14 protein-coding genes are annotated in these 12,013 nt (G+C 56.7%); 2 read left to right on the top strand and 12 right to left on the bottom strand.

The window, feature by feature from the left end; translation table 11 throughout:
• Window positions 1-70 precede the first annotated feature (70 nt).
• The 10 genes from CRI94_RS11855 to CRI94_RS11810 all read right to left on the bottom strand — a co-directional run bounded on the left by CRI94_RS11855 (window position 71) and on the right by CRI94_RS11810 (window position 8,050).
• Window positions 71-421: a hypothetical protein gene (locus CRI94_RS11855; RefSeq protein ID WP_098076016.1), complete on the bottom strand. Its 351-nt coding sequence runs from the start codon at window positions 419-421 to the stop codon at window positions 71-73.
• Window positions 422-729: 308 nt separating this feature from the next.
• On the bottom strand, window positions 730-1,491 hold the full coding sequence (locus CRI94_RS11850) for a class I SAM-dependent methyltransferase (protein WP_098076014.1): 762 nt from the start codon (window positions 1,489-1,491) through the stop codon (window positions 730-732).
• Between the two features lie 147 nt (window positions 1,492-1,638).
• Window positions 1,639-1,872 (bottom strand): hypothetical protein, encoded by a 234-nt coding sequence (locus CRI94_RS11845; protein WP_098076012.1) that lies wholly within the window; start codon window positions 1,870-1,872, stop codon window positions 1,639-1,641.
• Between the two features lie 484 nt (window positions 1,873-2,356).
• Window positions 2,357-2,746, bottom strand: coding sequence for a hypothetical protein (locus CRI94_RS11840; RefSeq protein ID WP_098076010.1), 390 nt, complete (start codon window positions 2,744-2,746; stop codon window positions 2,357-2,359).
• An 881-nt stretch (window positions 2,747-3,627) separates the two neighbouring features.
• Entirely contained in the window at window positions 3,628-4,620 is a 993-nt protein-coding gene (locus CRI94_RS11830; protein WP_098076006.1) for a hypothetical protein, read from the bottom strand.
• Between the two features lie 241 nt (window positions 4,621-4,861).
• Window positions 4,862-5,152, bottom strand: a complete 291-nt coding sequence (locus tag CRI94_RS11825; RefSeq protein ID WP_098076004.1) for a hypothetical protein — start codon at window positions 5,150-5,152, stop codon at window positions 4,862-4,864.
• Window positions 5,153-5,352: 200 nt separating this feature from the next.
• Complete coding sequence (locus CRI94_RS17720) at window positions 5,353-5,526, bottom strand: hypothetical protein (RefSeq protein WP_179862275.1); 174 nt, start codon at window positions 5,524-5,526, stop codon at window positions 5,353-5,355.
• A gap of 132 nt (window positions 5,527-5,658) precedes the next feature.
• The gene (locus tag CRI94_RS11820; RefSeq protein WP_098076002.1) at window positions 5,659-6,360 is read right to left on the bottom strand and encodes a hypothetical protein; all 702 of its coding nucleotides are present in this window, start codon (window positions 6,358-6,360) and stop codon (window positions 5,659-5,661) included.
• Window positions 6,361-6,387: 27 nt separating this feature from the next.
• Window positions 6,388-7,431: a hypothetical protein gene (locus tag CRI94_RS11815; RefSeq protein ID WP_143815387.1), complete on the bottom strand. Its 1,044-nt coding sequence runs from the start codon at window positions 7,429-7,431 to the stop codon at window positions 6,388-6,390.
• Between the two features lie 406 nt (window positions 7,432-7,837).
• On the bottom strand, window positions 7,838-8,050 hold the full coding sequence (locus CRI94_RS11810; RefSeq protein WP_143815386.1) for a hypothetical protein: 213 nt from the start codon (window positions 8,048-8,050) through the stop codon (window positions 7,838-7,840).
• 385 nt (window positions 8,051-8,435) lie between these two features.
• On the opposite strand from CRI94_RS11810, the gene CRI94_RS11805 reads away from it, so the two are divergent.
• Window positions 8,436-9,470: an IS110 family RNA-guided transposase gene (locus tag CRI94_RS11805; RefSeq protein ID WP_098075996.1), complete on the top strand. Its 1,035-nt coding sequence runs from the start codon at window positions 8,436-8,438 to the stop codon at window positions 9,468-9,470.
• 133 nt (window positions 9,471-9,603) lie between these two features.
• Here CRI94_RS11805 and CRI94_RS11800 read toward each other — a convergent pair whose 3' ends face one another.
• Together CRI94_RS11800 and CRI94_RS11795 are read right to left on the bottom strand one after the other, a co-directional pair.
• Window positions 9,604-10,251, bottom strand: a complete 648-nt coding sequence (locus CRI94_RS11800; RefSeq protein WP_098075994.1) for a RusA family crossover junction endodeoxyribonuclease — start codon at window positions 10,249-10,251, stop codon at window positions 9,604-9,606.
• 131 nt (window positions 10,252-10,382) lie between these two features.
• Complete coding sequence (locus CRI94_RS11795) at window positions 10,383-11,039, bottom strand: hypothetical protein (protein ID WP_098075992.1); 657 nt, start codon at window positions 11,037-11,039, stop codon at window positions 10,383-10,385.
• A 237-nt stretch (window positions 11,040-11,276) separates the two neighbouring features.
• Here CRI94_RS11795 and CRI94_RS11790 point away from each other — a divergent pair.
• Window positions 11,277-12,013 (top strand): IS110 family transposase (locus tag CRI94_RS11790; protein WP_143815385.1); only part of this gene is annotated, 737 nt, incomplete at its 3' end.

Below are 12,013 nucleotides of genomic sequence, written 5' to 3'. Positions count from 1 at the left end.
ATCAGACATCAGTCTACTGGGGCAGAGCGGAGAGACGTTTCCGCAGACGAGCCGCTAGCCTGGCATGCATCTACAGGTCGTCATCGACAATCTGCCCGCCTTCCATATCTATGATTACGCTGTGGTACTCAACGTCAAACCAGTCACGAAACATCTTCAATGTTCTTCTGCTGGGCCACAGTGATGGATCCGTGTACCATCCACCTAACTCATGCTCAAAGACCTCCTCAAAATTTGCTTCAAGCCATCGGTTGACCGCTTCCTCCCCATCAACCACATCTTCAGAGACCAAGTACACCGTCCGGTCTTGTTGAAGATCTTTCGCCCCAATCTCGAACTGCTCATCGTAGGGGTCGGTCTCGTTAATCCAGCGGATGGCCGGCTCTCGATACTTAATTAGAATTGCGCCTCGATTGACCATTTGCTCATGCCGTTCTGAACGTAATGCGGAGGATATGCAACAACGGGAACCCGAGGCGCAGGGGAATCTAGATTGACCAGGACATCGAGAGCGTTGTTCTATGCTGGCGGGGTCGTCAAGTACGGCCTCGTCGTTTTCGACGAACGAGGCACCACCTCACCGGTATCGTCGATGGTTATTGCCACTCGGAGCCGCTGCGAGGACGTGGGTTGGGCGATCCCGACACTATCATTCGGAAAACGTATAAGCATGAGGCTGGGGTTCTATCCTGACAGTCGGAGTGAGAACGTTCGCGGTACGATGGGACGTCACCGTTTTCGCGCCACGTAGAATCCATAGCTATACCACTCCTGATAGCTCCGGTATAGGTCGGCCTCCTCTCGCTCCATGGCGACGATCTGTGCTGCTTCGGGTCGGTCGTCGTGCCGATCCAAAAACGCAGGCATTCGCTTCTCGGTCGGCTCGTAGTAGTTGTCGATCCAGTTGTTCGGCGGAAGGACAAGGTATCCCAGCAGGTCAAAGCCGACATCCTCCAGGATATTGATCTTCTCGGAAGCGGTCGCAATCTGCGGATATTCGGCGTTCCAATGCCGCCGAATCGTCTCCGGAGGGTCGGGGCGCAGCCAGGTAATCTCGGAAACCGCAAGTACTCCGCCCGGGCGCAGGAACGGTTTCCACGTTTTGATTCCCTCGCTGAACCCCATGTTGTAAATGGCCCCCTCCGCCCAGATAAGGTCCAACGACTCAGAGTCAAACGGTAAAGACTCCATTGATGCTTCCAGTGGATCGACCCGTTCGGACACTCCGGCCTTTCGCGCACGCCTCGACAGGACATCAAGAAACTCGGGAAACAGATCTACGGCCGTAACTTGGGCGTTCGGGAGACGGCTCGCGAGCACGAGGGTCGACGCGCCGGTTCCACACCCAATATCGGCAACCTGAAGAGCAGCCTCTTGATCAAGTCGCGTCAGATCGAGCGCACGGAGCGTCTCCTCCTCACTTCCAGGGCCCTGACGTTCGCCATCTCGGTGCAAGTCCACCATCAGGGTAAACATAGCCTGCTCATCCATACGATATCGTTCCTAAGAGGAACACATTTGATTAGATACAGCGACGACCGTCTGAACTGCCTCCGATCTCAGAGTGCCCGTTCTGGAAACCCTCCAAGCAGCAATAAAGGGCGTGGGCTTCTCCTCTCAACTGTCGCACTAAGCCCCTCAGGACACGACATCAGCTTTCCGAATGCCACGGAAGATGATGACGATGGGTATGGCACTTGCCCAGAACAGGGGCATCGTGATCACGGAAGAAGCGTCCGGGGAATCGACATGAATGATGCTCATCAACCCGACGATCACGCCCAGCAAAAACACGCCGGCTACGATATACCGGATTGCGTCGCTTTTCAACACCAGGGGCCCTATCTGCAACGAAAACGAGTTGTCTGACATAGGTCGTGGGTTTCTCTCAAGGTCATCACGCAGCATGCACCACGGATCGCCGATCGGTCGCTGGAGATCCACGTCCAAGTATAGCAGGACGTGTCGACAAATGCTGCACGAGAACGGACGCTCAAACAAAGCGACGTATGACACCGCCCTTCTCCCCCTATAGAGCGTCCAATGAGTGCTGGCAGACGCCGGTTGAGCGGTACGCGGTGAAGGGTGGAACCGAGACCGACGAAGAGGACATGCAATACTGTCCAAGGAGAATCGCAGATGTTCGCCTACCTACCCCGGACAAACGACGCGTTCAGCAACACCTGAATCCGATCTGACGACAATGGCTCTCGATGTGCTTATTGGCACGAATGGTCAGTCGGCATCGGCGAAGGGTACCCCACTTTAACGGAACGGAAAGCGATGAATGCATTAGATTTCAGATTCAAATCGAATGCTTCGAGACCATTCACCTTCTCGCTACCATCGGTTTTCGCTACAGTCCCACCAGAAGTCCAGTCAAAATCATCGCCACCATGAGGACGAATACCGTTAGGTAGGTCCCAGCGGTCGCCTGCACGAACCCATCCAGACCAAATGTCAAATTTGCGCTTTCCTCCGTAGACCGGGCGGACCGGTCCGACGCGACATCCTGATCCACGGACATGCTTGTTTCCTCGAGAACATGGCGGGCCCGGTCTACCTCCTGGTCGAGGACGAGAAGCTTTGCGCCCTCCGTGAGTTGGAACGGAGGATGGACGTCGTCGGCGACGATCATGGCGTCGATCTCATACTCGGCCAAGCGCGCCCGGGCGATCTCCGCATCCTGGCGATTCGAGAACGTCGACACAACGGTTGTTTTCTCTTCGGGAAGGTGTCGAGACATCGTGGTCTAAGCCATTTGGAATGGAATCGAACGTGCGCCCACAACGGGAAGACGGTCAGCCACCAGGCGTTCTCTTTGTTCGTGTTTGGCCTCTCTCAGTCACGGGACTCGATGCTTCGAATCTCAATGGTTGGTCCGGTCATGTAGATGCTCCCTACATCATCTCGAACTCTTGCACGAACACGCACCCGCTGGCCATCCACCTCAAAGATAGCGGGCAAATTCATCGGTTCATACGTGTTGGATGCCTCTGAACCTGCTTTCCGTCCCTCGATGACCCACAAGCCGCCTTCAACGTGCTCGTAATCCACTCTCCCAGTAATTGCGAGCGTCCCCGTCGTGTCTCCGAGTACGACCTTCCCGGGGGGCGAATCTCCTTGATTCGAGAGATCGCACCCGCTGCTGGACGCAAGAACAAACAACGACAGAGCAATACATAGATATTTTACAACACTAAACTGCACGGTAGAAAGCATTGTTCTATAACACAATGGTTCGGGAAGTTAAGGATGGCGCCACAAGTATTGTTTCCCGGACCCATATCGCGTCTTGCTCCAGCGTTACGCTCGACCTGCACGCCTCGTCAGCTACAGCACGGTGGGATCGCACTAGGGGCGTCCCCACTCCATAGATCGTGAAGTCTAAAAAGCCTGTTTGGCGGACAGCCGTCGGTCATCCAGAAGGACGGACGTCCCGACGGCGGGTCCTCGAGACGCCTACGAACCAGGCCTCGTTCGTTTCGCGCACCGTGGCTTTAGCACACGTGCCATAGGATTACGATCGGGCCTGCGAATAGACATGCACGCCCGAGCTTACGTATTTGAGACCCATCCCCCAAACAGGTTCTCACGGATGCGATCCGCTTCCCAGTACCAACCTTCCTATTCATCCTGCATGGGACCGTCGTTCTCCGAGCCATCGTTGCCAGAGGGCGACGCCGTTGCCTCGATGTTGCCGCGGGCGAGAATGATCGACCGATTCGCGTTGCTCTCGTGCACAGTGACGTGCCCGTCGATGTCGGTGAAGACCTCGAACCGTTTTCGGATGATCCTGGAGCTTCTCGCCGCAGGGTCCATCCCACTGATCGGGCTCAGCGCCAGCGTGATGTCGACGCCCCCCGACGCACTCTTCCCGCGGATGTAAACCGGATGAGCCACGTCGGCTCCGGTCGAGCCGGAGGACGGTGCAGGATCCAGTGCGACCGTTACCAGCGTTTTCCCATGAGTCAACTCTCGAAACCGGACGGTACCGGCACGTCCATCCGGCACGGCACGCCCCTCGTTCGGCACAGCGTGGAGATCGAGCACGAGCGTCCGCGGGTCTGTGACGAGTTCGAGCCCGGCGTCCCTCGTGACACCGTCTGCGTTCGTCCCGATGTTTCCCTGAGAGATGACCGTGGTATCCGCGATACGTTCGCGAATCTGCACGTGTCCGTCGAGATTCAGGAATGCGTCGATCGGTTCCATCACCAAGCGTGCGCTCTCAAGGGCAGTCGTCCGCGCGTCGATAGGGCTCAAGCGATAGATCCGCTCCCCTCCCCGTGACACACGGCCGCGGCGGATGGACGTGGCGAAGGATACCTGTGGAGGCCCCGGTTCAGGGCGCCGATTCAAGCTCGCAGCTAGGTCTAACGTGACGAGGGTGGAGTCGCCGCCCAGGTCGTAAAACGTCACTTGCCCGCTCCGACCGAGCGGGAACGCCCCGTCATTGGGCTGGGCCTTCAATTCATAGGAGACGGCGGCAGGGTCGTCCTCCTGCCTGTCCCTTTCCTGCATTCCACCTCCCTGTCCGTCGCACCCGGCCCCGACGAGTGCGCCACCGGCGACGAGCGTGGCGAAGAGAAGAGGGCCGAGCAAGCGCGTCAATATCGTCATTTCTGATCTCCAATCATGGATACAGACCTCGAATTTGTGATACGACCGCGGTGGGTCTATGAGGAATGAAAACCCTGGCCTTAGGCAGCGAGCCTCCACCCGGCGCAGGTGCTTTTCGTCACCGACGAAGACGACGCCCTCGCTCAGACGCCACTGTTGTCTGTTTCCTCATGCTAATTTGTTTCGAGCGGGAAATGGTTCTTTGCCCAGGCGACCATGCCCTCCCCACCCATTCCTAGTGCTACCCGCTCCGTATCCTTCCGCGTCGTCGTTCCCTGCCCAGCGTCCTCGTCGGTGTTCTTTTACACAATGCCCCCGGCACGCCGAGAACCTCCAGCGTGTTGACATGGCGCATCATGGGTTGGTTTCGGTAGAAGCTTCCAACAGAAACCTCGTCCCAGGAGCCATACTTTTTGAGAAACGCGATACCTTCCTCGATGTCCGTGTCCATGGCCACCATGACAAACTTTGCAGGCGAGAGGGCGCGGATGCTCTCACACTTCGACTCGATGGATTTGACGGCCTGAACCACCTTTATGGAGGAAGATTTGCAAAGAACGAAGCGCGGTCGTTCATGCCGATCATCGGGCCGACGATGATCCGTTCGCATTGACACAGCAAACAGGATACACGAGATCAACCGATCCTAGTCCTGCAAGCACCGCGAGGACCGACCGGCAGGAGGTCCGTACGCCTGGATCGCCGAGGGCTGTTCGCCAAACAGGTTCTGAATCACTTCAGAGCGGTTGCATGGGCCGCAGACGTTGCCCCGAAATAGGACACGACGTACGCCGTCTCATCGGACACCGCTTGATCAGCAGTTTGGGCAGATGCTTCTTGAACCGGCTCCGCGAGAAAAAGGCAGACCAGAAGCGGAAGCGTCAACAACAGCGAGCGGGTGGGCATAGCTTCTCATCGGAATTGAGCGAGGATGGTTAAAAAGAAGATTTCACTGGCATAGCGAAAAACCTCAGCCGACGTGGCCGGGAAGACATTTCTTTCCATTTCCCCGGCATTGAACTGCAGCGTCCGACCGTTTCAAAGAACTCGTCCGGACCATTCAACAATCTGGTACACGATCAAACCGGGTACGGCTACCATGTGGAGCCAGCGCCGATGCACGAGGGCAAGCCCCACGAATAGCGCAATCAGTAAAAGGTTGGGGATAGAACCCGCAAGCACCGACACGGTGCTCATCTGCTCCGGCAAGCCAGACGCGGCGTACGTGAATGCGTCTTGAGCGAGGATAGAAAATATATACGCAGCATATAGAAACCAAAAATACGAACCGTTCGACTGGTAGAACACATGCAGATCCAGTCCGTCGTCGGATGGAACCTCGTCCGGCAGAGCGGAAGCGCAGAGCAGAAAAAGAATGACCAGTTGAACGAATATCGGGAGGAATTGAGCAAACTCCCACTCGCTACGACCCGTGTAGCCGTAGAAACCCCACCAGAGATCGAGGACAGCAAGAAGGGCTAGGAGCGCGGCCAGGAGAGGAAGCCAGTCCCACTGGACACGACGCCGTGCCTCAAGGAGCCGGTGCAGACTTGTTGCTAAATCAGCTATGGCAAGTCCGACAAGGACAGATGTCAGCGGAAGCAGATACTCGAACGGACTCACAATGCTTTCGCTCGTTCGGCTATACAACGATAGTGGGCTGCTGCGAAGGGCACCGCCAAGCACGAATGTGGCGTAGGAGACGCGACCGGCTGAATTTTGGCCGCAGCCCTTCGCCAACAGAAGAGCGGGGTTATGCTGCAACCTTTATTGGCGGCTGTACTCACGCAGTTTCTGTTGCCAAAACCCGGATGCTTCTTCGCGTTCTACGCCCAGCACCTGCTCCATCGCTTCAAAGATTCCCGATTTCGAGTTCGCAAGCGATAGAAACGTCGTTAGCGTCTCGTTTCCATCTTCGTCGGCCGCTTTGACGAGCACGGCTCCACCTACGTAGCGCGTCCTCGCTCGCACGCCTCGGCCGCTGATCATCCTCTCGAGCGTAAGATCATTCTGCTGGACGCGTTGATCGACGTCTGCGACCAGTTCGTGAAAAGACTGATCTCCGATCCCTCCGAGGTACGTAGCGAGTCCTTCGCTAATGAGCGGGTGAAGGTCGTAGTCCGCAAATACCATATGGACCAGCTCGTGCGGGTACGACGCCGAAGCCGTGCCGACAAAGATTTGACGGTTGACCAGGTAGGCGCGCCCGTCATTGCCGTCCCAGGCGTAGTCGAGACCGCTGATCCTGGCCATCTCGTCGTAGCTGCGCGCTACGTAGTAGGTGATCGGCTCGGTCTCGGGAAGATCGTATGCCTGCTCCAACGAATCTACGAAGGCAGCGGACCGCTCCGCCGCTTTTTCGTTGAGGGTGTGACCGGGCGGATAGATGTAGCGAAGAGCGCCCGCGCGCGCCCGGTTCCAGTCTTTCGTACGAACCGACAGGGCGTTGTACAGCTTCCATGCGCCGTTTTCCTTTCCGGCATAGACGCGTTGGAGCGAATAGATTTCTTGCGCATGAGCGAGGTCATCCGGCGCGTAGAGCGTACGGATGGCGTAGAGGCTGTCCTGCCGCTCGATGCTCAAGACGCGCGGTTTGAGTCCGTATGTCTCGTGAATGCTCCTTCCGCCGACTTCGTAGCCGTATGTCCAGCGCCTGGAGATGTCGAAATCCGCGTAGCGTTCTTTCTCCTCCTCTGACCAGTGCGGATTGTCGTAGACCGAGTCCGGCCGGGACCTCAGGTACGACCGCCAGAGCTGGTACACCTGCTTGACGTCAGCGTCGGTCGTGTCCACGCGGGGGGCTATGGGCACGTCGATCGACTCTTGTGGCGTTTGCGCGAAGGAAAAAGTCGGAAAAACCGATAGAAGAAGAGCAACGGCGCTGCAGTACGTCCAGCACGAAGCCATGTCAGAAGATTTAGTGTCTTGCTGTGTAACGGAATCGATTCGTTCGCAAAGGGTAAGGAAAAAGCTCGGTATTCCGGCATGTCGATCAACCAACGCCGTTCCCTAAGCACGCATTGGCTCGGCCCTACACTTCCATGTAGCGACAGCGAAATCGCCCCATGCATCTCGCTCGAAACTGGCACTGGCCCTTCGGCAACTACAGTGTGGGGGTATGCCGTGCTGTGTCCCAGCTTTTCGGTATCCGAGGAAGCCTTCTATCTAAATTTGTCTTGTCGGGTCATCTGCGCCCCGTCACCGGTCTCACCTTGGGTTAAGTTGCCTCACTGACCTTGGTCTCATCGGTCGTAGTGTCGCTCTTACTGAGCCACCAGTCCTGCAGCTCTAGGACCGCTGTCACAAAAAGGGCAATCGCGACAGCCTCAAGAGCCTCGGTCGACCACTCGGAGGCCGCTGGGGCAATTGACCAAGCGATCGCTTTATAAATGATAACGCCAAGAAATGCACCGCCAAATCGCTTATCCATTGGATGGAAGAGTCTAAAAATAGGTACTGAGAGGAAAGCCGATAGTGCTTGACAGGAAACGTATCTATCGACTCCTTTTCGGTCAACCAACCTCGGCATTGTATCTCGGAAGTGGGCAGGTGTAAGCTGAGTTCGTAGCTTGCCGGGGCCGGGCAGACTGCAGCGGCATGAAGCCAGAGCGGCTTGCCTTCGGCAGGCCCGTTGAGCTTGACCGTTAGACCCGTCCCCCCGCCCCGGCTCCTGCCCATGCTGAGGAGTATCCAAGGCCTGACGGCGTAGCAGCGCCTTCGTCAGATCCTGCATCGTGCAATATCCGCAGGCAGGAAGCGCAGGGCGGGACCGACCGGCCATTCACTTCTCTTAAAGCATACGATGAGACGCGCTCATGCACAACCACCACCCACGGCGCTATCCTCCGTCCACCTTCGCTGGGATCGATGTCAGCAAGGACCATCTCGACGTCTGTCTCGACCGGACCGATGACAAGCGCAAGACGCGGCGCTTTGCCAACGACGCCGACGGACACCAACAGCTGATCCATTGGCTAGGCACCGACGATGCCGTGCGGGTTTGTCTGGAAGCCAGTGGCCTGTACAGCCTCGATCTCGCTCTCGCCCTCCACGCGTCTGGAAGCGCCGATGTCATGGTTGCCAACCCGCGCGCCATGAGCCGCTTCCGCGATGCCCTCGTAGAGCGCTCGAAAACGGATCGCTCGGATGCGGTCGTCATCTGCGCATTCGCGCGCCGCATGCCATTTAGGGCATGGACGCCTCCCGAACGCGCCGTGCTGGACCTCCGAGCGATTGCGCGGCGGATCCAGGCACTTACCGTCGAACGGACGCGCGAGAAGAACCGCCTGCACGCCGCCCAGCAGAGCCGGACAAGTTCTGCCGTCGTCGTCAACGATATTGAGGTCAACGTTCGTCATCTTGACCGCCGCATTGCCGAACTGACACGGCAGGCCATGAAGGTCACTGCCAAGTCCGAGCGCCTGAAGGTCGCTCTGGATCACCTGACCTCAATCCGAGGCATCGCCGAGAAGAGCGCGCTGTTGATCCTGGCCGAGATTGCGCTCCTACCCGACGATATGACCGTGCGCGAGTGGGTCGCCTACGCCGGGCTTGACCCGCGCCGACATCAGTCTGGCAGCTCGGTTGACCGACCGGAACGAATCTCAAAGGTGGGCAACGCTCGGCTCCGGCACGCGCTCTACATGCCGGCCCTGGTAAGCATCCGCTGGGAGCCCAACGTGGCCGCATTCTACGAGAAACTCACCGGGCGTGGGAAGAAGCCAATCGTGGCCGTCGTGGCGGTGATGCGCAAACTCCTGCACGCGATCTACGGCATGCTCAAACACGGCCAAGACTTCCAAGGCGAGAAGTTCTACAGAGTGCCCGAAAAAGTGCTCACCGCCGCTTGACTTTGAAGAGAGTATCTAACGGGAGAGCTCTGCTGCGAAGGGCAAGAAAAGGTACGAGCCCGGCAGTGGATTCTGCGGCGCCGGAAATCGGCTCCGCCCTTCGTCAGCAGCAGCGTGGGGTTATGTGTAAGGTTTAGTTCAAGATGTCCTCAGCTTCTAAAACTTCGAATTCTGACGCCACTCTCGTCCGATGGAAGGCCCGCTGACTCGGCATTAACATCTTAGATTGATAGTAATCTGCATCGAGCTCTTCGAATTCATCCCTCATTTCAACCATCGTCTTGATCATCTGCGTCATAAATTTCGACTGTCTAACACTTAGACCTCCTGGTAACGGGTAGCACAGTCCGTCACCAAGGTGAATGAAGCAAAGACCGCCCTTCTTAACCCAAGATTCAGGACTGTAGTCGATTGAAAACTCAAGACGTTGTGATCCATCATACGAGTCAAGCCAGTAACAACTTACAGCCTGAACTTGGCAGTCATCGACGATCAGTCCATCTGCACCGCATAGGGCATCCATGAGGGGCTTCAGAATGTTGTCTATATCGGGCGCAGCATCACTTTCATACCGATCGCGCTCGTGGATGAACCAGCGGATTTCAACTTGTACGTCATCGGATAGCAAATACTGAACACCCTCCAATTTTTTGGAGACTCTGCTTTTCACTTCTTGCCTACTGCTACTACTGGACTGAAGAGATGCCGGTTGACCCTCCACAGAAAACTGCAGCGAACCGTAGTCTGGAGGCCGCTCTAAGTTTTCTTCTAAGTCAGCCATCAGCGCAAGTACACATAAGGAAAGAGCTCTGCTGCAACGGGCAATGATAACTTGCGGAAGAAGCGCTGCAGACGCTACCCTCACGGATTTAGCTGACGCCCGTTGTCAGCAGCAGCGTTGGGTTATGTGTTTCAACTATCCTCCTTCTTACTGACAAAAGTGACTACACTTTCACCATTGTATATTTCCATTTCCCAAATCGATCTGGGTAGCTCTTCGACTGGTTTGTACCGGTACCTAAAAACACCGTTGTCTCCAATCTGCGTCCAGGGAAGATTCACAAGATCACTATTAATCCGGCCAATAAGTTTCTTGCCCGCATCCGTATCTTCTTCATGTCCGAATGTACTGACAACCGAGAAATTCGCTTCCACGTACATTTTCTCCTCCAGGTACAGCAGCCCTTGAGTGATGAACTCAAAAATACGGTTTACGCGATTGACTTCTACTTTCAAACCCGTTCTCTGTATGGTTTCACCCTCTTGGTTCTGGGTCTCGACATTACTTGCTGAACGCTGAATCATATTTGCGAAACCCGCCTTTTCAGGTTTTTGAAGAGAGCGGATGACTTTCTCTTTCATCTTCTGTGCCACTGGGTGGTCTTTGCTGGCTTCTAGAACTGCAAAAACGAGCCTAAAGTACTCGTCGTCATCCGATTTCTGGTTATTACAGGATTCGCAGCATGGAATCACTGCGTTGTGCGAGTCCACGTACAGCCCCTGCGGTACGACGTGCTCATCAGTAACCTTTTTCTCTTCGCCGCAATAGACACACTTTCCGTCTCTCATTGCACTGGGTAGACGTTTTCCAAACGCATAACGGATGGGCGTTCACCGGCGATGGATAGGTGAGCAGCGAGGGCTAAAGGTCGCGGGACGTGCAGCCAACCGCTACAAATCGTCTGAAACGGCACACCGACATCGTCCGGTGCACCGTACCTTTATGCGAAGCACAGCAAAGAAGAAGGGGCCTCGCTACACTGACTCCGGTCCTTGATTCCATTCACCAGCTTCGCTTAGCCCCTCATGCTCAAGATCGTAGCTGCGACTCCCACCGTCAACCCTTCCACGGATCTCGTCTGCTGCTTCGACGTCTCGAAGCACTCGCTCTCCCTCTACACCGAATACCACGCCACCAAACACGACGCCGGGCCCTCGGTCTGCCGCGTCGAGGACACGATTCCGAACCAGACCGACCGGATCGAAGCACTGCTCCGCCGCCTGGACCGCCTGGCCACCGAGGTCGACCTCAACTGCGTGCGGGTCTGCGCGGAGGCGACCGGCGGGTACGAACGCAAGCTCCTGCACACCGCTCGGCGTCTCGGCCACCCGACCGCGCTGATTAGCCCCGAGCACGTCGCCAAGCTCAAAGCGGTCGAGTCGAACGACACCGGCAAAACCGACCATAAAGACCCGCGGGTGATGCACCTCGTTGCCCGTCTGGGCAAAACGCAAACCGACCGACTTCTACCCGAGGTGTACCGCCGGATCCGGCTCCTCACCGCCTACTACGACGAGGATGAGCAAACGCTCGCTACTGTGCGCCAGCGTATCCAAGCCGGAATTGAAGCTCTCTTCCCCGACTACGATAAGTCCGCGACGTTTACGTTCGGCTCCACGGGTCAGGCACTTATGGAGGCGTACGCCTTCAACCCGTACCACATCGTCCGCGCCGGATATGGCCGCTTTACGGCCGTCGTGAAGCGGCGCGTACATGCCCGGTTCGCGACGCTGGAGCACCTCTTCGATCGAGCCGAGCAGTC

This window comes from Longibacter salinarum (genome assembly GCF_002554795.1).
GTDB classification, from domain to species: domain Bacteria; phylum Bacteroidota; class Rhodothermia; order Rhodothermales; family Salinibacteraceae; genus Longibacter; species Longibacter salinarum.
The sequence above is the reverse complement of the archived record's forward strand: the minus strand, read 5'-3'. Positions and strand labels throughout refer to the sequence as shown.